23 protein-coding genes are annotated in these 18,833 nt (G+C 40.8%); all 23 read right to left on the bottom strand.

Translation table 11 applies throughout. From position 1 onward, the window contains the following. Positions 1-9: 9 nt before the first annotated feature. The gene (locus K6V26_RS21065) at positions 10-894 is read right to left on the bottom strand and encodes a hypothetical protein (RefSeq protein ID WP_224263767.1); all 885 of its coding nucleotides are present in this window, start codon (positions 892-894) and stop codon (positions 10-12) included. 31 nt (positions 895-925) lie between these two features. Further along, positions 926-1,255, bottom strand: a complete 330-nt coding sequence (locus K6V26_RS21060) for a hypothetical protein (protein WP_224263766.1) — start codon at positions 1,253-1,255, stop codon at positions 926-928. Then, positions 1,252-4,620, bottom strand: a complete 3,369-nt coding sequence (locus K6V26_RS21055) for a hypothetical protein (protein ID WP_224263765.1) — start codon at positions 4,618-4,620, stop codon at positions 1,252-1,254. Before K6V26_RS21055 ends, K6V26_RS21060 begins: the two co-directional genes overlap by 4 nt. A gap of 41 nt (positions 4,621-4,661) precedes the next feature. After that, positions 4,662-5,084, bottom strand: coding sequence for a hypothetical protein (locus K6V26_RS21050; RefSeq protein ID WP_224263764.1), 423 nt, complete (start codon positions 5,082-5,084; stop codon positions 4,662-4,664). Beyond that, entirely contained in the window at positions 5,075-5,563 is a 489-nt protein-coding gene (locus tag K6V26_RS21045) for a hypothetical protein (RefSeq protein WP_224263763.1), read from the bottom strand. The genes K6V26_RS21050 and K6V26_RS21045 overlap by 10 nt, the downstream gene beginning before the upstream one ends. Continuing rightward, complete coding sequence (locus K6V26_RS21040) at positions 5,550-6,326, bottom strand: hypothetical protein (RefSeq protein WP_224263762.1); 777 nt, start codon at positions 6,324-6,326, stop codon at positions 5,550-5,552. Before K6V26_RS21040 ends, K6V26_RS21045 begins: the two co-directional genes overlap by 14 nt. Next, positions 6,323-7,210: a DUF6712 family protein gene (locus tag K6V26_RS21035; RefSeq protein WP_224263761.1), complete on the bottom strand. Its 888-nt coding sequence runs from the start codon at positions 7,208-7,210 to the stop codon at positions 6,323-6,325. The genes K6V26_RS21040 and K6V26_RS21035 overlap by 4 nt, the downstream gene beginning before the upstream one ends. Continuing rightward, complete coding sequence (locus K6V26_RS21030) at positions 7,179-8,570, bottom strand: hypothetical protein (protein WP_224263760.1); 1,392 nt, start codon at positions 8,568-8,570, stop codon at positions 7,179-7,181. Before K6V26_RS21030 ends, K6V26_RS21035 begins: the two co-directional genes overlap by 32 nt. Further along, a complete protein-coding gene (locus tag K6V26_RS21025) occupies positions 8,567-8,797 on the bottom strand; it encodes a hypothetical protein (protein ID WP_129697876.1) in 231 nt (76 codons plus the stop codon). Before K6V26_RS21025 ends, K6V26_RS21030 begins: the two co-directional genes overlap by 4 nt. 1 nt (position 8,798) lies before the next feature. Further along, the gene (locus tag K6V26_RS21020) at positions 8,799-9,857 is read right to left on the bottom strand and encodes a hypothetical protein (RefSeq protein WP_224263759.1); all 1,059 of its coding nucleotides are present in this window, start codon (positions 9,855-9,857) and stop codon (positions 8,799-8,801) included. A gap of 2 nt (positions 9,858-9,859) precedes the next feature. After that, the gene (locus tag K6V26_RS21015; RefSeq protein ID WP_224263758.1) at positions 9,860-10,360 is read right to left on the bottom strand and encodes a hypothetical protein; all 501 of its coding nucleotides are present in this window, start codon (positions 10,358-10,360) and stop codon (positions 9,860-9,862) included. 88 nt (positions 10,361-10,448) lie between these two features. Next, positions 10,449-10,700 carry a hypothetical protein gene (locus K6V26_RS21010; RefSeq protein ID WP_224263757.1) on the bottom strand — a complete coding sequence of 84 codons (252 nt, stop codon included), beginning with the start codon at positions 10,698-10,700 and terminating at the stop codon, positions 10,449-10,451. Continuing rightward, on the bottom strand, positions 10,697-10,870 hold the full coding sequence (locus K6V26_RS21005) for a hypothetical protein (RefSeq protein ID WP_224263756.1): 174 nt from the start codon (positions 10,868-10,870) through the stop codon (positions 10,697-10,699). Before K6V26_RS21005 ends, K6V26_RS21010 begins: the two co-directional genes overlap by 4 nt. After that, entirely contained in the window at positions 10,867-11,016 is a 150-nt protein-coding gene (locus K6V26_RS21000; protein ID WP_224263755.1) for a hypothetical protein, read from the bottom strand. Before K6V26_RS21000 ends, K6V26_RS21005 begins: the two co-directional genes overlap by 4 nt. Positions 11,017-11,381: 365 nt before the next feature. After that, positions 11,382-11,936 carry a hypothetical protein gene (locus K6V26_RS20995; protein ID WP_224263754.1) on the bottom strand — a complete coding sequence of 185 codons (555 nt, stop codon included), beginning with the start codon at positions 11,934-11,936 and terminating at the stop codon, positions 11,382-11,384. Beyond that, positions 11,929-12,789, bottom strand: a complete 861-nt coding sequence (locus K6V26_RS20990) for a DUF4747 family protein (RefSeq protein WP_224263753.1) — start codon at positions 12,787-12,789, stop codon at positions 11,929-11,931. Before K6V26_RS20990 ends, K6V26_RS20995 begins: the two co-directional genes overlap by 8 nt. A 485-nt stretch (positions 12,790-13,274) precedes the next feature. Further along, positions 13,275-14,951 (bottom strand): hypothetical protein, encoded by a 1,677-nt coding sequence (locus tag K6V26_RS20985; protein WP_224265861.1) that lies wholly within the window; start codon positions 14,949-14,951, stop codon positions 13,275-13,277. Continuing rightward, on the bottom strand, positions 14,935-15,561 hold the full coding sequence (locus tag K6V26_RS20980; RefSeq protein WP_224263752.1) for a hypothetical protein: 627 nt from the start codon (positions 15,559-15,561) through the stop codon (positions 14,935-14,937). Before K6V26_RS20980 ends, K6V26_RS20985 begins: the two co-directional genes overlap by 17 nt. After that, positions 15,558-15,839, bottom strand: a complete 282-nt coding sequence (locus K6V26_RS20975) for a hypothetical protein (RefSeq protein ID WP_224263751.1) — start codon at positions 15,837-15,839, stop codon at positions 15,558-15,560. Before K6V26_RS20975 ends, K6V26_RS20980 begins: the two co-directional genes overlap by 4 nt. Next, entirely contained in the window at positions 15,806-16,312 is a 507-nt protein-coding gene (locus K6V26_RS20970; RefSeq protein ID WP_224263750.1) for a hypothetical protein, read from the bottom strand. Before K6V26_RS20970 ends, K6V26_RS20975 begins: the two co-directional genes overlap by 34 nt. Further along, positions 16,305-17,111, bottom strand: a complete 807-nt coding sequence (locus K6V26_RS20965) for a hypothetical protein (protein WP_224263749.1) — start codon at positions 17,109-17,111, stop codon at positions 16,305-16,307. The genes K6V26_RS20970 and K6V26_RS20965 overlap by 8 nt, the downstream gene beginning before the upstream one ends. A gap of 146 nt (positions 17,112-17,257) precedes the next feature. Then, positions 17,258-17,764 (bottom strand): hypothetical protein, encoded by a 507-nt coding sequence (locus K6V26_RS20960; protein WP_224263748.1) that lies wholly within the window; start codon positions 17,762-17,764, stop codon positions 17,258-17,260. A gap of 94 nt (positions 17,765-17,858) precedes the next feature. Continuing rightward, positions 17,859-18,833, bottom strand: a complete 975-nt coding sequence (locus tag K6V26_RS20955; protein ID WP_224263747.1) for a hypothetical protein — start codon at positions 18,831-18,833, stop codon at positions 17,859-17,861.

The raw sequence follows: 18,833 nt of genomic DNA, 5'->3' as shown, positions 1-18,833 counted from the left end.
CGCGGAAGGTTACATTTGTTGTACCTCGCTATCGTCAGAGATATTGAGGATTTGTTTAAGTCTCTTGTTTTCTTCCTGTAGTTCCAGGACAGCTTTTCCGATCTTGTCAATTGACCAGACATACTGTTCCTGTAGTTCACTTTTAACTGGTGTTGAATCTTCCTGACTGGCTGAATCCGATACAGCGGACACCGCAAATTGTTCGACTGAACTGTCTGTAATAGAGGAGTTTGGCACGCAATTTGCGGGGGGGGGGGGTAAAATGCTGTTATTCAGAGAAGTAGTCTCAGTTAAGGCGTTAGCAGAAGCTGCCATTGATCTGCTTGTCCGTATCTCTAATCTAGTTAACCCTCCTGGATCACCTGATACTGTCAAAGGATATGTTACTCCAAAATATCCTATTGGAGTAATAGAAACTTCTATACCATTATCTGATTCAACATATAGTTCCAGCATATCATTATGTACTCTATAATAATACCCTCTATTTAAACCGATATTACCGTCTAGCGAAGTTAACACCGGTATTGAATTTTTCTTTAATACAGCACATATAGGACCGATTAAATAAGAAGAAAGATTACCAGCCCAAATCAAGGCACACCCTTGACTATAATGAAAATCAGCTGTTCTCATTAATAAAATATATTGAGAATCAGAAGAAGCTCCTGTTTTGTATTTTAATGATGACAGTAGTTTTGAGTTTTCGCTACTAAATAAACCATTTGTGTCACTTGTCGCTACGGGCATTTTCCCTGTTAGCGACTCAATAAATTGAGCAACCTTAATATTCTGAGCCGGCTGCAACGTTGCCGGATTAATTAACGATATTTTCCAATCATCAGGCAAGTTATTTGTGTCAGCCAAACCATTTAATTCTATTTCATTTGCCATAATATTTCAATTTTAGTTGTTATTATTTGATTCACTTTTTTATCGTTATGAGCCTAAACCACTCATAATGACTTCGCCTTTTTAGATAATCCTGATCAAAGCGATATTTATTAGCCTCTTTTTCAAACGAGATATTTTCATAGGCCTTTCGGCCATATATAAAGAGCTTGATAAACCATTCGATCACATATAGCAAATAGAAGCCTATAAAGGCTAACTCCTTCATCTGAGCCGTATGTATTGATTCATGATTAATAAATCCTGGCTCCGGAGTATCTCCAGTCCTTATGAAAAGGAAACCAAAAACATTCATGGCGAATCCCCGTTTAGGGATTAAATTATTGTAAATCACTTTTATCATCCTTTTTTTACTTTTAATGTTTCACCATCCAAATACACCTCGTTAAAACCGACTTTATCTCTCCCTAATGGCATACGATCGGCATTTATCTTTATCCTTTTATTTGTAGCATCTACCGCAAAAAAAGGTGCATAGATATAATCATCATAAATTGATAAACCATCACCGGTAATAACTAAGTTCGCTTTCTTAATTCCTGAGTTATAAAGATCAAAAGCAAGACGGGGACCAGACCTGGTTGACGTTACGAAAAAGTCCAAACGAGTAATTTCCTTATTATCGCTATTGATCATTTTAAGGCACTTCTCAACCGGATCAATAATAATTCGATTACCTCCCTTTGATGTTTCAAACTTCCCGCGAAGGGTACATTTGTTACTGATAAGTTCACCAGTCTTTCCATCTAACAACAGATTGGGTTCTCCAGAGTCAGGATCAATATCCTGGCTTTGCATCTTTTTGTTTTTAAACATAAACTCGGCAATGTTAGCCCCATCAATAAAGGCTGTATCCATCGCGACAAAACCGAGTTTATTCGCCGGCTCCCAATTACTATCACCAGACGATGATGTTGGTGGAACCGAAATGCCCTGATCCGGATTATAATTCTTAACTTGAAATATGTAATACACATTACCGAATGGATATAGTATAATATCCCGATAAAGGGAGTTCCAATAGTATGGAGCTTCATTTACATCGAAAAAGCCACAATTACGAGGCATTGATCCGGTAGCTCCACGTTCTCCATCTATGCCATCACGGATAACAGACACCCCAACTTCATCTACATAATTAGAGTTCCAGGCTTGTGCATCTGCCTGTTTTTCATACATTCGGATTGAGTACGCCTTTATTCCCGCTATTACTGTCACATTGATAGACGAGGTTTTAACCGGAGCCACATGTTGTTCCCATGCCGATGTGCCTGTTGCCGATTTGCGGCAGGCCAGATAAAATTTATTTGACGCTTGTACTGCTCCCGCACCGGTCTGCTGTTTACTGATAACGGTAAAAGCCGATGGCGTAGGTGTACCAACTGAGTTAAATACAATGTTTGTTACCGGAGATACCAACCAATAGGCCGTAGCATCAGTTCCGGGCTTGCCGTCTTCGGCCGAATATTGTACAGGATCACTCCAAGTGCCGGCAGCATCTGACACCGCTTTCTTCGTGGACTTCCAACGAGCTCCAGCCATGATCATTTGACTCCAACCACAAGAATTACCGGTCAGGATCGGGCGGGGCGGTTTGGTTATGCTCGTATGATAAGTCGTAAATTCCTTCTCTACAAGTTCAATAACTGTCGGAGGAATAAAGATGTCCCAGTATTCCGAATTAATATTTTCGACTGTAAGAGGCTTGTATAATAGGTAACTACCACCGGTCTTTAGATACTTACCTCCTGTGCTCAGGAATGGCACAGGGGTCTGCCCTGTATTTTTCTTTTTACAAAATATCTTGCCACCTGCAAAAGATAAGAGATCACGTTGGTTGTATTCCCGGTATGGACTATAAGGCTCTGTTATATAGTTCAAGCCAGCTTCACCCGGATCACCTTTAACTTTACTCCATATATAATCAGCAGGATTGTTTGATTCTGTGATAGTTTCTTTATTATATGCCAGCCCTATATATGCCTTTCCATCAGGACTATTACTCATCCCATTACCCTGCGCGTCATCTGCGTATCGGACCCATGTGTAGTAAGTTTTTCCATCATCTCCAGGCTTCCCCGGTATTCCTTCTCCGACAATTAAAGCCCAAGTATATTCAGCAGGATCACTGGATTCGATAGGGCTTAGTTTATTTATGGCCAGTCCTATATATTTTTTCCCTGCCGGTAACTCAGACATACCGTTACCCTTATCATCATCAGCGAATTTTAACCAGGTATAATACTGTATTCCGTCATCTCCTTTTTGGCCAGGAACACCTTGTTGACCAGGTTTACCATCCTCGGAAATTAGTTGCCAAGGATGATTGGGATCACCGGTATATAATCGTTTGCCACCGGTGGTTAAGTATTTTCCTCCGGTGGTCAAATATCCTCCCGGATTCTTCCGTGGCTTTACTCCTTTATTGTCTCTATTGGCAATAAAGGAGGCTCCATCACTTCGAACGATGTTACTTTTTTTATAGCCACGGGCAGAGTCCCATTCACCGACGGCCTCGGCGCTAGTCCCATCTTTTCCGTCTTCGCCTTTTGAGACGCGCTTAAACCAATCCAGATTACCATCGGCCGGCTCCGATGTTGTTCCATCCGGATTGATACAAAGCCAGGAAGATCCGGCATGAGTTACTTCATCATAGTAAGCGTATTTCCCTTTAACCCAAGCACCTTTAAAAAATGGTACTCTTTCAACAGACGTTCCATCTGCTGACATCTGGTTGATCACACCAGTCATGTAAATGTTATTCAAAAAGATTGAATAACCGGTCATGTTATACCCATGTACCGACAGATTGGTTAGATCACCAAACTGAGCAGCAATCTGACGTTTTTCAAATTCCCAGCCATCAACATGATAAAGATAGCGGGTATAGGTCCGAGTTGAATAATTAGATGTCTGACGGTCTTTGTTGACAAAGTTTCCGTAGCTGACAAAATGCATGGCCTCGCATGGATGGAACTCATGAGGATAGCTGGCTGATGAAGGACGGACCTGATATCTAAATGTTTTGTTCTCTTTGTCCAGTATTTCTGTAATGGTGAAATAGGCAGTATAGAAGCCGGCAAAAGTAAATCCTCCCTTGCTATCGTCTTTATCCTCTGTCGAATTTTCAGAAGGCGTAAGAGAGTGAAATATACCCATACTGATATCACCCACTGAGATAGCACCAAATTCACCATCCTCTAGCTTCAGTTTAGCAGTCCGATTTTCTACATCTACAGATTCAATGATACCGCCGCCTGGAGCATTCCACTTGATACCTGTAAATACTTCAACCCGATTAAACCTTATTTCAGGCACTTCCAAAAAACGACGTATAATAAGAGACTCTAGTTCTCCATTTCCGAAAGCATCGATCATTCCACCTTTGCCAGTCAAAATACCAGGAATGAACTCCCCGAATTTTGTTCCCTTCAAAAAATTAATCAACTCCTGAGCAAAATCTTCAATATCTTTCCGGAGGCGTTTGTCATCCTCATTCTTAGCCCGGAGAGCCGAATAAAGATTATTGTCTGTCGGTACAGTTTCGGTGTCAGTTGATTCAATTATTTCAAGATTCGAACCACTCTCTATTATATCAATTAATAATTGACCGACACGTCCTGCAGTATTAGCTGAAATTTGTGTTTCATCCCGGATTATTTCGGCCCTTCGCCTTAATTCATCTATTATTGATCGAATCTTATCCATGCCGTAAAGATGTTAATGTATGGAGGTTTTAAAAAAGACAGTTAACCAACTTGTGCTTCGAGTGTGTCTTTAATTATTCTGCAGAATTGCTGTCCGTAATTAGCTGCGAAGTGATCTCCCAAACGGAAAATACTGTATAAGTATTTTTTTGTCAGCCAGGGTTTAGGCATTCTTTTGGGGGATTGGCCGATATCCCCATTGTTGCCGACGGAGATTTCTCGGCCGTGTCCTCGTTCTACATAAACTCCATACTGGAAGAATTTATGAACGATACTTCCTTTGTCTGAATCATCTGCCCATTTGGAGAGTTCCATCTGGAATGACTTCATGAGTGTACCGGTATCGTAAACCTCATATTCCTGCATTTTTTCTTGCCAAATGGTGACCATCATGTTCATCCAGCCTTCCGCATATTGCCGGGCGTCTGTGTTGCTTGCTTTGTAACCGAGTGTCGTCATTTCCATTTATTGGGGTTAACACATAGACTCAGCGGAGTATTTACAGTAATAGAAAAATAGAGACCGGCTGTTTCCGGGAAAAGCATCAGGGGAATTTCCCAAAAAGGGAAACGATCGGACATATAGGTTAAACCGGATTGCAGTTTATCCCTGTCTGTGATCAGACGAGAAACAATATCGCGATATATTTCCCTGCAGGTATTCATTGTTTCATTCTGTGAGATCATTCCGTCAGGGCCTTTACTGTGATATTTTTTCAGGATCCAGATAAAATAAACCCTGCGTTCCACATAGCCACCAGCAGCCGGCATGATTTGTCCGTCTTCTGTATCATCAACGCAAAAAAAAGCATTCGACGTCCTGGAGTTGCTGATCAGTTCTTCGAGTGTATTTTTGTCCGATACCCGGCAAAATTTGAATGACTCAAGATCTTTTAAGCTGGCATGTATATTTTCAAAATAGGGGTAACAATCAAATCTTTCCATTACGTTGTTTTGTATTAAATTCTTCGACTTCCCGGGCTTTTTCGTTTAACTCATATAACGCATACCAGGTTTCACTATCCAGGACGGCATTCATCTTTGTTACGTCGCATGACGTTAGTACACGCAGCATATTGTTTATGTGTGATCGCATATCCGGAGTTTCGCTACCGGTATTTTCTGAAGGGGAAAATAGAAACGGAAATTTGTCAGACAAGATCTGCTTGATCGAATTGTACCATAGGAATACTGTAAATAATTTTGCCGGGGAACAGTGTTTAAATTTATTCTGCTGTTTGGCCGTGTTGCTGTCATTCCAATTTGTTCCTGCCGAGTATAGGACCGAAGTCAGGCAACGAAGGTAAAAATTGTCTTCAGTATATAGATATGCTTGATAATAGTTTTCGGCTGCCAGATATAACTTTAACGGGGATCCTTCCAACGTATCGAATACCGGCCGGAATCCTTTCAGCTTGCGAAGAGGTTTAATACCTTTCGGCACGTCTGTAATCCAGGAGAGTTTTTTTCGATGAAAATAAATTTGGTAGCTCTCAAGCAGGATCTTACGTTTTTTGAATTTACATAAGAATAGACCAGGCCCGGCGGCCTTGAGTATTTTTAGACCGGAGAAAAATTTCAGGGCCCAGATTTGAATATATTCTTCGCTTTTCCCGGTAGAGAGAAGCATTTCAGAAACAGCCAGGAATTGTTTTTCCGATAAATCAGCCCAGCTGTGTGGTACGGATATTTCAATCTTACTTATCATATACCACCGAAATAAGTTGCATGTTCTTTCTTGTTTTCATATTGCACGGCCGTTTTGAGCGCATATTCATCAGATCCGGCATAAGTGGGGAATAGGTCAAGCTGTAAACACATCGTATTTACCGAGGCTTCCATTGTCCTGATTGCTGCATTTATATCAGATTCAGATGGTGTGTTACTTCTGATCAGCGTGCCAAGGGCACATTTTACTGCATGTAGCACCGTATAATCTGGTGTTGCCGGAACAGAAGTATATTGCTTATTTAAAAGCTCTGCATAATATTCAGAACTAATATATGAGAAAATATATTCCGGCAAAAATTTGAAAGTCCGGGCGTGGGCCTGCCGGTAGATTTCTGGATCTTTCATGTCTTCAGACGGTACGAATGTCCGGAAGTCGGAATAACCGACAAACAGATGATCAGTGATACTGTGTAGTGTCGGATTCCTGTTCCAGAGTTCTTGTAGTTCCTTGTTGATTGATAGCCTGCGAATAATATTTTCTTTGAATTTTTCCTGCCAAACATCTTCCTGCAAACGTAATGCTGCAACCCTGTCTTTGCTGGCCGGTATATATTTGGAATTACTGCCACCAACGACAGCAAAGCCGTTGTTGGTTAGAATCAGGTCAAGGTTCGGAATAGCTTCAAAGAGTGCTTGGTGACAGATGTACCGTTTACATAAGATCCGGAAATTGTCAGTATCTGGAAGATTAGATATGTGATTGTAAAGATCCTCTCCGAATAATCTAAGTGAGGCTGTTTCTTCTGCGATATCAACCCATTCTGAATACAGGCCAACGTCTTGATTTGAATCAAACGTTGTCGGTATAAATTTCATAAATTCCTCGTAATTACTCAGTATCGCCATTGTTATCGTCTCCATCTTTTAGTTCATTACTTGATGTTGCCTTTGCGTCTTTACCCTGGTCAAGCGTGGTGAGCATGATGATCGGAATGTCGAATATAACTTTGTCCCATTCAGGATCTGTTGCTTTATTAAATTCCTGAATGATGAAAAACTGATCGAGCAAAAGATCATGAAACGGGATTTCCATTGACTGTTTCATAGTAAATAATTCGCGTTTGTCGGAGCCGGAGAAAGATCCTTTCGTTTTACCTGGTGTTGCTCCAATGAGTGACGGATGGATCCCTTGACCATAACAAAGCATATTGCTGGCTTCTTCCGAATCTTCGATCCAGTCCCCCCCCTGTTTTGTTTTGTCAATGCAGGTAATTTTTACATAGGATTGTTCAACGCCTTTGGGATCGACGTAATAACCGGTTATCCAAACTTTTCCTTCATTTTCAATCCCCATCATAAACTCGCGGATATTCTCTTTTTCCTTATTCCACCTTTCGATCTGCTTTTTAGGATCGGTGATCTTTTCTTCGTCCATGATCGTTGCCCTATATTTGGGGTTGATTTCAACTAACCAACGAACTGCCAGGGAATTTTGAAATTTTGCTTTTTTGCCAATCGGGATCATTTGTTTAATGTCGAACCAACCCGAATTGAATATGGCCCAGAAGGGTACAAACGGGTAATATTTATTCCCTACGCAGGGGAAAGTAGTCAGGATTGCGAATTTGCGTAATCCAGAATCTTTTTTTGTACCTTTTTCATCGGAAGCTCTGCCTGTTCTGATCTCCAGATCTCCGATCGGGTCTGCAGGATCCAGTAGGGGAATAACTTCGATTTCATCTTTAGAAATATTTTTTTCCCAATTACCGAAAAAGATGTGCTCAATTTTGCCGGTTTTCGGGTCGCAGGTTTCAAACCGGCAATAGCAAGCCTCCTTGTGTCTTAGCTGTACAATTTTTTTTCCGTCGTTGCTCAAAATAAGGACTGATACGCAGAAAAAGAAATGTTTGAAATCGTTGATCTGTTCCATGAAGTATCTGGCCGGCCTGTTGTGACGAAAAAAATTGAATACTGGGCCTGTCTTCGGGATCGGTTTGTTTGTAGTTTCATCAAGGATCTTTATTCCTCCGGAATAGCAGCAGAGCACATTGAAAAGTTGGTTCTGGCTTAAAACTTCGTCTTTGCGAAGTAGTTTCATAATTTCATGAGGCCGCAGGTTATCATCTCCCCAGGGCACATAACCTCTATACCTCCAATCATCCCCACCGAGTTTGATCGGTGTAATATCCGTATTCTCTTCAAATACCTGTGTCCCGACATTAATAACGTCGAGTATTTTGCCATATCCACTGGACATGACGAACATATTTTCTTGTGTCATAGACATACTTCTAAGTCATTAATCATGTATATTAATTTTGTTCGTATCTGCCGGACTTCCCGGCTGCTCTGGTTCATTACATTGATCACGTCCGGATGATAGCGGACAGAGGTAACGATTACTTTCTCGTATCGCTGGATTTCACCCTTTTTATTCCAAAACATAAGAGTGACAATTGCCCCTGGTTTCAGTAGTTTGCGTGCTAATTTTAAATGTATCAGTTCCATATTAATTAAATGATCTGTCGAATGTTGCATCAAATATTCGCCCGGACGTGGCCGTTTTATATCGCTGATTACTTTGTGTCAACCGGTATGAAAATTCGTACCGTGGTATTTCATCAGGAAGAGAGGATCTTTTGACCGATTGATCCAGGATTACAATCTCTTTGATTACCCCCAGCTGGTCATATAGCCATATTTCTTCGCTAGAGAACATATCGTCAATCGCGTAGGCAGCAGCTTGAGTGAGTAAGCCGGTATTTACCGTGTATTCTCTGAGGTTTTTTCGTTTGAAGTTCTTATAACCGCCGCCGAAAGTTGCGTAATAACGCTCGAATTTTCCTTCGCTGGCGGCTTCTCCTATGCAAGTGAAAGTATCTTCAACGCCAAAACAATTTCGGTAAACAAAGTGAGTTTCCTGCAAAAAAGGGGTGTAATCGATTTCGTATTTCATTGAACGCTCACCAAGGGTTACAGTATAGTACAACAATTGTTTTCCTTGATCTTTGAATATATTCGGAGAAACATCCAGGTACTTGACGGTACCGCTACCAATTGCTGCACGTTCAAAAGATTTGGATGATATTTTACCGTCTGCCAGATAGGTCGCATTAACGGTTGCTGTCGTCGATAGGGATTCTTTTGCATAAAATGCTAATGTTTCCCGACGCGAAAGGGCTGTTTTCTTCGTTGAAAACATCAGTGTCAGAAAGTGTGTGTTACAGAATGCTCCAGCTGTCATGTCGAAGTCAACGTCGCAACGCATCACTGTATGTTTTGTTTGCTGACTACTGTTGTAAATGAAGGTAAATTCAGCCACATTGATTTGTTGCTTGAGCAAATAGGCGATAGGGCCTTCGTTGCGAAGCCAGTTGGATAGAACGTCACCAATCCCGGTTATATATACGACACCGTCCGTATTCCTATAATATTTTTCTGTCGGCAGGACGATAATATTACCCATTTGGATCGTAAAAGTGATTGGCTGATTACTGTCCGGACTGATAATGATGTCGCCTATGGAGCTGGTAAAGCAGAATGAATCGGGTTGTTTCAGGATCCGCATAGTTAGTAAATTTTAAATCCGACGCCTAAAAAGGGGTGTCTCTCTTTAAAGTCATATCCGCCCTGTATAAGCCACCTGTTTTTCGTGATAACCAATGAGGTCGATAGCCTGGTATCTGCCGAGAGAAACAAGGAAAACGGCCTCTCAGGACATTCTATGACGGGTGTTGTGAGGGTGTAAGTGAACGTCCGACCGACCAAAGAGTTTTGATAAACGGTGTCTTTGAGTATAGCAATAATACTGTTGTTAGCAACTAAAGTATCGTTGTAGACTTTAGCAGATAAATAGTCTTGAATGATTGCTGAAGTATCTATTAAGACTGGCGGTTCCGGGATGAAGATATCTACGAGTTCTGGTTCCGGTATAAAAACAATATCGGAGCTAAAAATAGTATCTTTAATCTCTACCGGTATCTGTTTATAAATAGTACGGCCAATACCGAAACCAAAGCTAATGCAACCTAGGGTAAAGATTAGGAGGAATAGTATTATACTTTTTTTCATGTCATTTATTTTGGAGCGAATATCGTATACAAATAAGTCTTGTAAAAAGACAAAAGCCCTTTCCGTAACTTTAGGAAAGGGCTTATTATTATTCTATGATTGCTTTATTTGGAGATGATCGTTTTTTCATTAGCCATACAGGTTTATCATCAATAAAAGCAAGTGAATATTTATTACTAATCATCATGATTGAGACATCATCTACTCTTAGGGTTATAATATCTTCCAGATCCTGTGCAATCTCCAAACTACTTTTTCGAAATGTTGCATCTTGATCAGTCGCAGGTTCAAATTCTCCAAGATATCGAGAAAAAATAATGGTGGTAAGTTCTTCGTTCATGCAATACCTCCTTTCATTACAACCATTTTGCAATGGTTGTTTCGTTTTAAACTTTCAGCCAGGAGGCGTGAATATTCTTCTTGTAATTTGGTGTATTGTAATGCGTCGACATATACTTTACCATTGACGAACAAAAAATCGCCAATAATTTCTGTTTTTTTCTGACTCATAAAAGACCTCCTTTCTTAGCTGAACAATAAATCCAGTAAGCCGCAAGAACCAGAGGCAGGAACACGATAGTAAATACAGCCAGCAACGCGGCTGTGTACATCTTAGCTTCGTAGATATCTTTACAAAGGGTAACTTTATCAGGCATAGCGTGGTAGGATTTTTGGACGGTTGTCCAAGAAAAGAAACTCGTTTCGTGAGCTAACGTTGATTGTAGGGTACTATTATTCCCCGGCAAACAAATGTTTTCGTTGAGTTTGAGCATAACTAACATTGTTTGTTTTTGTGGACAGTAGAAACGAAAAACGGTTCCGCCTGTCCCTTTGCTCTACACCTCAACCGGCAGTTACGGCCATTAAGCCGTATCAAGGGGGTACGAAACCGTAATATTATATATACGTATAGTACAGGCACAAAAAAGGCCGATACAAAAATGTTCGGCGGACGATCCGCCAGTTGAGAAATAGAGCATTGCAAATATGAGGAAAGTTTTTGGAATGGCAAAATATTGTCTTATGATATCTTCCCTTTAATTTTTAAATGAATGAGTTGCCCAAAGTTAAATACGTTAATAACCATATCTTTAATAGCAAATACTGCATAAAAGAGAATATAACAGAGTAGAGATAGAATTCCATAGTTGAACTGTTCTATTGGTAAATAATCTGCATATGGCAAAGGTACTATTATTTGGGCCTTTAGAATGAGTTCCACAATTAGTCCAGCAACTAATCCAATGAATAAAGCGAACAGTGCTACAGCGAAAACCGTATTTTGTTTCTGATACAATGTTGGCTTATCATCTTTTGATTTTGACATAGTTTCTACAATGTTACTGCCGGAAAACCCCATGAGTAAAGCGTATCCACCCAATAAAAAGCCGAGTACATTAGGTATGATGGTAATAATTAAATTGGTTATCTCTGAAATAAAGAAAAGAGATGTCTGAGTGGAAAAAATAAAAACAGGGAGTACTACAAGTGTACAAATCAATGGCCACTTGGAGGACTCCCAAAATTTTTTGCGGGTATACAGTTTAAATACAGTTTTCCAACCGAAATTACTCATTTTTCTTCGATTTATACCTTTGTATCATTTGTGTATATACATCATGTTCCATGAATTCTTTATCTACCTGTAAAGATAACCTATTTGGGTGATCTTTTGTTATAATTTTTTTTCTGGGTTTCTTCCCATTTTTGATAGTTGCTGTTGCTGAGCCATTTTTTCTAGAGAGCATCAAGTATCCTTTCAAGAGTTTACTTTTCAATAAATCGAGAGTGGATTTTTTCCGACTATTAGCAACCAGATGTAAGCTACTAACTCCAGTGTCTTTTAAATCATCATCAACAAACATTTCATAATCCTCTGTAAGGTCGTTATTTGTATAACTGACATCTATTTCAAGCCTTGAAACGATATCTGCAGAAAGAATCTCGTTAATAGCATCTAATGATACTTCTATATCAATTTTCAGTTCTTCAGATTCATTAATAGCTGTTTGAAAGGAAGAACGTAGAAAATGTTCCATTTGTTTATCTGAGAATTCATTTTTATCAATATAACAAAAACGGTGAATTTCAGGGAGGAAAAAAAATTTGCACTCAACTGAGTTTGGATACATATCATCATCAATCTCATAAGATTGGAGTTGATTAGTCTTTCTGTTATACCAATTTTCATCGTCCAAAATAGTATATTTGATAATTTGTCCATAGTATAAGAGGATATCCTTATCTTTAATTGTGCGCATAAATTCAATTGCCCTATGGCTACCGACATCGATTCTTGGCCAGTTCTTAAAGACTCGTTCTATTAATTGAATGTACGCTTCGGTACCTTTCCTTTCCTTAGAAATCAATTTGATATTAAATATTTTTACCTTGATTTCTTTTTTTCTTTCAGTTATTTTGTATTCCATTGTATTAGATTGGCGAACTCTCATACGGTGCGCCCATCGGAACAATTAACCGAAACAGGATTGATGACCTGTTACACCGTATGAAAATTCATATAAATTGTTTTTGTTGGGCAATGCCAAAGGTAATGGAACTTTTTGAATAATAAAGGCTCTCTGCGAAAAAAATAATCGCAGCAAATGATTTATAAATAGGAGATTACCAAAAGTATGCAATGTTTTTTCTTGGAAAATATTTGATTTTTCCAAAGTTGAAACACTTATACCCTTGGCAGTGAGGAAGATGGTGACGGAAGAAACGCAGTTTCTTCTGTCTTTCGTACGAAGTACCCCCCTAGGCGCCCTGTTCCGTCCTCGTAATTACCACCCGCCCCCGATTTGTTATATGAATTTTGACATTTTGTAACCTTTGGGGCGGCGGTAAGCTGCCATCCCCGCCAATGAAGTTGGCGGGGTGTGCTTACTAAACAAATGTAATTACCTTGTAATTAAATCATTGAGGATGCTATGCCAGTACCTAGGCCATAGACATAAGGGAATTTGTTCATACCAATGTACAAGGTGTCGAATGCATCTGTACCATCTGTTCTGTATTCAAGTTTGTCTTCGTCTGATTCCGCGAGCTTCTCGCCGCGTTTGTCCTTCTGAAAGCCACGGGTACCGACATAAACCCCAGTTGATTCCATGGCCAGGATTAGTTCTTCGTTGTTATCTTTATTGATACGGGGGATCAGTCCGGATTGACCTTTGAAACCTTGATTGATCAGGATGTGTTTTTCGTGGTGTGGGAGAGGATTGCCTATCATGACAGGTGTAACAGTCCAGCCAAGCCGTTCGTATTCGCTGATAACAATAGAGGCAAAGTCTTCCTCATTTACAGCGTAATTACTACCCAGGGCTGTTGTATCGTAATAATAAACTACATGCTTGAGCGGCTTGTAATAGTAATATGCACAGTACTCTTGCACTACTTCACGGATCTTGCGGTCATATTTAACAAAGAAACTTTTCTGGATCCTGGCATCACGGCCAACTGCTTGCCCTGATACGATCCAGTTAATATTCGCATTGTAGTCCATGCCGATGCAGGTAGGCTCATTAGGTAGCAGATCCTTATCCTGCCGGCATTGCGCATCAGCGATAGCTGAGAAGTTATAATCAAGGCCATCCAGGTAGCTGTAATCGAATGAACTGTAATAATGAACATTCTCTCGCATGGCCGAATAGAAGCCGTCTGTGAGCACGCCAATACGCTTACAGAGGATTGAGGTTTGAAATACTAATGGCGGGAGATCCCGCTTCATTTTCCGGATATAGTTTTCACCCAGGACTAGCAGATTCTGAATAGAAGAAAATTCCTCATAATAGGTAGCGATTGCCCTGAACCTATTTAGCTTTTTGTTCAGCATTTTGATATGTCCGGGTAAATAGGAAGGGATGTTTTTACCTGCTCCGATCAATTGCCGGCATTTATCCTCTAATCGCCAGATCTCAAATACTAGGCCCTGAATGGCAGCGATCAGCTCGTTGTCACAATGATCTTTGTAATTTAGAAACCAGGATCCTTTTTTTGTGGTTGGCATGTCGGATATGATTAGTTCCGAATGATGCCAGGGAATGTGTCCGAAATGACCTTTGTAACCACCATTGGCCGGAAATGTTTCTTCCTTCAGCCTATCGAAATTTAAGAGCTTGGCTTCATCCATACCAAGCCAGTCGAGTGTAAATGAATTTGAAGTACCTTCACGGTCTTGGCTGATCAGGTGGGCGATAGAGCCTGTATAAAAAGAGATAACATGATCGTAGCATTCCGGATCAATATAGGGTACGGGAAAGCCTGCTGATTTTGGTGGCCGACGGCCAACATAAAAATGTACATTTCGCTTATATCCAAAGCTCTCAAGGGCGGTAAGCGTTCCGGGTAGTGTACGTGTAAGGAGTTGCTGAAAAGATGATCCTACGAAAGCGCCTGCGCTCTTAGGCATACGTTGAACATTACGAAGAGTCCAGGGGGCAGCGATTCCGTGCGTTTTACCCAGGCGGCGACCGCCAACAAATACTGTTTTGTTGGCAGCTGTGAACATAACCTTTTGCTGCGGTGGATTGAAGTAAACTTCTCTGGAGGATCGACCGGCAGAAAGAATCTGATCATTTCCATTTATCATCTTCAACCTCCTTCTCTGTTTTGAATATGTCTTCAGGATTAAAGGTTACATCCTCGTAATCGGTATCAGTTGCCTCCAGATCAGTTGCATATTCTTTCTCCAGCTTATTGATTTTATCCAAGATATTGGGTACATTTTTAATGCCGATGACACGAGGGTCCGATGTGGGAGTAAAAGGTTGTACTCGGATAGAATCCCAGTCAATTTCTGTAACTTCCTCCTGATCCAGTTTATTGAATTTGGCATAATCATGGTCGCAACGAGCCATCGCGTTACCGTTTTTCCATTTACGGGCCAGCTCCCGGGTTTCTTCATTGCGTTGATTAAATTTCCATAGGTGCCAGTCGCGGCTTGCCTGTTCAAAGTTACCAATCAGGATCTTGACAACTTTAAGATCATTATAGGCTTGACTTTTGGCGATCCCATATATTGTGATCAGATGATCGACAATTTCCCGCTCTTTTTTGGAGGGATTATCCCGTAGCATGGTATATGCGTCCCGGATCCGGAGAACAACGTTTACCTGATTGGAGGTTAATCCTGATTTCTGCATGACGGAAACGTCGTCATACAAATGATCTTCTGCCAATTTTATGTTGCTCTGGTTCATCTTAATTCATTTGTTTCCATTTCGGTTAAGTAACGACTTACGTTTTCAACGGCTGCCGGGCTTGCCAGTTTTGCCAGGGTAATTTCTTGTCGTTGAATTTCCAGCATTGTCTTGGCTTTGCCGAGCCGATAGGCTTTTCCTGCAGGACTATTTTTGTTTTCGATTTCTTGCCTGAGCTGATCTTCATCTATTTTGGAAAGAATCGCAATGTACTCGATCGGCATGAAGTTAGAGGCCAGATTTTCTATTGAGGAAAGTTGTTCATCGGTGTATTGCATATTTGTACGGCATTATCGGTAATGGCTGCCACGTCTTGAGCGAGATCCAGGTAAACCTGCAGATCGGTTGTTATGACGGTTGATTCCTGCCTGTTACCGCGTGTTAGATTTTGTGAGGTAATAATGGCAATCTGAGAATGATCATTCCAGAGTAGAACAACTTTGGAATGATTACTACCCAGGAGTACGGTATCAAATACATTACCGGCGAAGTTCAGTAACTTCGATACTTTTGCAGAGGCTTTATGGTCGATGATAACTGTCACGCCCTGGATCCTGCCCGCTTCTTTGAAACGGTAGATTTTCCGGATGAACTCTTCAGATATGGAAAAAGAGGTAATGATCATCTGGCATGGTCCGACTTCCTTCAGGACAGCTTCTATCGTGTCGAAGAGCTGAAATTTATCAGTAACGAAAGCCTGTAAAGGACATTCCCGTACAGGCTTGATTCTTTTGGTGGCCTCGTTATACATTGATCCCTAATTTTGCCAGATCTGTTAATTGTTCGTCAGACATTCCGGCATTGGCTGTAAGGAGTTCTGTTACCCGCTCCTGCATTTTTACCCGGAGAGCTTCCGCCTTTGGAGAATTTTCAGCTGATAGTTTTGCCAGTTTTTCCTTGTTGTCAGAGATGTATTTTCTATTCGCAGAAATACGTTTTGCATCAATGTTTTGAGTGGTTTCTGCCATCATTTTGTTAACAGTCACATTTTTGTCACCATCGGTATTTATCTCAGTTTCCAGTTTGTAGGCATCGTACATTTCCCAATTTTTTACGACGGTATCATCCAACTCTAGGAACTCTTTGATATAAGGGAAACGATCACAAGGTTTGGCGCCGTCCATTGTCTTGAGAGCTTCATGCAATTTTCGCATTCGGAGATAAAGTTCTGAGTTTTGCGTGAAAAGTAGGCGGATATTTTCGGGAAGTGCATTGTGATCAGCGCGGATCCCCCTCGTTTTTTCTAATTCTTCCACTGGAGGAATGGCTTGGAAACGTTTTTCCTGTTCTTCCATAACAGCTCCAGGATCTTCTTCAAAGCTGTCGGAGTTGATGCCTAAACGAGCACAAAACAGGTCAAATGTTTTTCTGGCCTCATATTTGAGTTTTGCATACAGCTTTCTTTTGGTGATGTTGTCATATAGGATCTTGTTTCGATTGAATTGCAGCAAAAGTAGTGCTGCTTTCTCCAGGTCAATTTCTTTTTCCGGAGCATTGGAGATCTGCTTTAACTTTTTTAGTTGTTGGATGACTTCTTCTTGATTTTCCATGCGTGTTAATTAATTGATTTATTGATAAAGAGCAATGCGAATGTATTACAGGCCGGTAATTACCGAAAAGACATAAAAAAAGGGACGTTTCACAACGGCCCTTTTTTTCGATATTAATATTAAATTTAGAAAAGAACAGAATGATTCTACTCTGCGGGTGTATCAGGATTTTGGTTGATTGTTCCTTCTTCGGTTATGATCTCACCGGTGTAGAACGGCAACGGACATTCCGAGGTGCATGAGGCTTCGATAGTTGTCCCTTTTTCTGTACCTCCGACCTGGCCGAGTTTAGTTGAAACCTTTGTTGCCGTTTCATACGCTTCGTTACCGATTATCCGGTACTTGCCATCGATCTGAGCAAACAGATACACATAGTCATCATTTGCAGCCTGTCGAGCGAATGCAGCGGCTTCTTCTGCTGTACCCGGATGGACGAACGTTGCTTTGTCCAGGTAAGTAGAGAATGGAGGATCGCCCTGCGGATCTGATACCGGTTCAGATTTTTTTTGATCAACCCGGATCGATTGCCATTTTTTTCCAACGGCCAGTTCAAAACTTCCGGCATATACTGCTAGCTTGTTCGGATCCGAAGAATCCGGAGCAGGTAAGGCCGGCCATTTGACGATATCTCTTTTGGGGATAAAGTAAATCATGTATCGAATACCCGGTGAAACTAATTGCCCACTACACCAGTTTAAGGATCCTGGTGTAGTGGGGGTTTTACATACAACTACGTTTGCCATGAGGTTAAGAGTTAGAAGGTGCGACATATTGTTTTGCTACCAGTAAACGGGTAGAATCAATGCTTTCCATCTGAGTACCCATGAACATTGTGGTAACGAACTGCATCAGGAATGGATTATCACCTCGACGGATTTCAATTTTCTCAAAATCCCCCATCTGGTAACAACCGATCAGCATATTTGATTTTGGAGTGAGGTGCAAATACGGAGAATCCTTCTTTGCAGCCAGGGGTACGATTGTACACATATCGTTTGAGCCTTCAACGAAAGTTTGATTGAACTCTTTGTTATAGGCAACGTTACCGGTTGTTTGCTTGTAATCGTCACAGTAGGCATTGTAAACGAAACGTGGAACATACAAGTTTACTTTTTCTTCTTGTAGTTCGTCCGAAGCATTACGGTAAATTTCTTTCAAAACGTCTACAGCGTTGGTCGCGTCGATGGCACTTGTCAACTCAATCAGATTTTTTTTATCTGCAGAGATAGTGTTCGCTTTGACTTCTACTTCTGTAATGGTGTCAATTCCATTGTACAAATCGACGGTTTTTGTTCCACTTGCATCTCGTTTGGCCTTGAAAATACTTTTTGCGATTGATTCGGAAAGGCGTTTCATCATAAGCGCATTCACTTGCTTATTAATGTCAACACCTTCCAAGCCTTTACCTGAAGTGATTCCGGATCCGTAAATTGTTTGTACCAATTCATTCGGATCAAACTCTTTTACACAGGAGCCGAGGAATGTTTCAACTTCTCGACCTGTAATTTTCAAATCAGATGTTGCATTTTTCTGACCGGTGTAAGGACGAAGTTCAAACGGACCGTCAAGGGTTCCGACTACCTCTTTGTATCGGATACCGGTACGCAGAGTAAAATAGGGAAGGATCTTCTCCAGACCCAGGATTGCCAGTAACAATAATTGTTTACGATACTGTACGGCGGATTTTTGAAGCGAGGCTTCGGTTACTGAAATGGTTGCCAT

This window comes from Parabacteroides goldsteinii (genome assembly GCF_020091425.1).
In the GTDB taxonomy this organism is placed as follows: Bacteria; Bacteroidota; Bacteroidia; order Bacteroidales; family Tannerellaceae; genus Parabacteroides; species Parabacteroides goldsteinii.
The sequence above is the reverse complement of the archived record's forward strand: the minus strand, read 5'-3'. Positions and strand labels throughout refer to the sequence as shown.

Bases quoted from the DNA above. Each gene is read 5' to 3' on its own strand.
- K6V26_RS21065 (WP_224263767.1), bottom strand. From the start codon at position 894: ATGGCAAATGAAATAGAATTAAATGGTTTGGCTGACACAAATAACTTG.
- K6V26_RS21060 (WP_224263766.1), bottom strand. From the start codon at position 1,255: ATGATAAAAGTGATTTACAATAATTTAATCCCTAAACGGGGATTCGCC.
- K6V26_RS21055 (WP_224263765.1), bottom strand. From the start codon at position 4,620: ATGGATAAGATTCGATCAATAATAGATGAATTAAGGCGAAGGGCCGAA.
- K6V26_RS21050 (WP_224263764.1), bottom strand. From the start codon at position 5,084: ATGGAAATGACGACACTCGGTTACAAAGCAAGCAACACAGACGCCCGG.
- K6V26_RS21045 (WP_224263763.1), bottom strand. From the start codon at position 5,563: ATGGAAAGATTTGATTGTTACCCCTATTTTGAAAATATACATGCCAGC.
- K6V26_RS21040 (WP_224263762.1), bottom strand. From the start codon at position 6,326: ATGATAAGTAAGATTGAAATATCCGTACCACACAGCTGGGCTGATTTA.
- K6V26_RS21035 (WP_224263761.1), bottom strand. From the start codon at position 7,210: ATGGAGACGATAACAATGGCGATACTGAGTAATTACGAGGAATTTATG.
- K6V26_RS21030 (WP_224263760.1), bottom strand. From the start codon at position 8,570: ATGACACAAGAAAATATGTTCGTCATGTCCAGTGGATATGGCAAAATA.
- K6V26_RS21025 (WP_129697876.1), bottom strand. From the start codon at position 8,797: ATGGAACTGATACATTTAAAATTAGCACGCAAACTACTGAAACCAGGG.
- K6V26_RS21020 (WP_224263759.1), bottom strand. From the start codon at position 9,857: ATGCGGATCCTGAAACAACCCGATTCATTCTGCTTTACCAGCTCCATA.
- K6V26_RS21015 (WP_224263758.1), bottom strand. From the start codon at position 10,360: ATGAAAAAAAGTATAATACTATTCCTCCTAATCTTTACCCTAGGTTGC.
- K6V26_RS21010 (WP_224263757.1), bottom strand. From the start codon at position 10,700: ATGAACGAAGAACTTACCACCATTATTTTTTCTCGATATCTTGGAGAA.
- K6V26_RS21005 (WP_224263756.1), bottom strand. From the start codon at position 10,870: ATGAGTCAGAAAAAAACAGAAATTATTGGCGATTTTTTGTTCGTCAAT.
- K6V26_RS21000 (WP_224263755.1), bottom strand. From the start codon at position 11,016: ATGCCTGATAAAGTTACCCTTTGTAAAGATATCTACGAAGCTAAGATG.
- K6V26_RS20995 (WP_224263754.1), bottom strand. From the start codon at position 11,936: ATGAGTAATTTCGGTTGGAAAACTGTATTTAAACTGTATACCCGCAAA.
- K6V26_RS20990 (WP_224263753.1), bottom strand. From the start codon at position 12,789: ATGGAATACAAAATAACTGAAAGAAAAAAAGAAATCAAGGTAAAAATA.
- K6V26_RS20985 (WP_224265861.1), bottom strand. From the start codon at position 14,951: ATGATAAATGGAAATGATCAGATTCTTTCTGCCGGTCGATCCTCCAGA.
- K6V26_RS20980 (WP_224263752.1), bottom strand. From the start codon at position 15,561: ATGAACCAGAGCAACATAAAATTGGCAGAAGATCATTTGTATGACGAC.
- K6V26_RS20975 (WP_224263751.1), bottom strand. From the start codon at position 15,839: ATGCAATACACCGATGAACAACTTTCCTCAATAGAAAATCTGGCCTCT.
- K6V26_RS20970 (WP_224263750.1), bottom strand. From the start codon at position 16,312: ATGTATAACGAGGCCACCAAAAGAATCAAGCCTGTACGGGAATGTCCT.
- K6V26_RS20965 (WP_224263749.1), bottom strand. From the start codon at position 17,111: ATGGAAAATCAAGAAGAAGTCATCCAACAACTAAAAAAGTTAAAGCAG.
- K6V26_RS20960 (WP_224263748.1), bottom strand. From the start codon at position 17,764: ATGATTTACTTTATCCCCAAAAGAGATATCGTCAAATGGCCGGCCTTA.
- K6V26_RS20955 (WP_224263747.1), bottom strand. From the start codon at position 18,833: ATGGCAACCATTTCAGTAACCGAAGCCTCGCTTCAAAAATCCGCCGTA.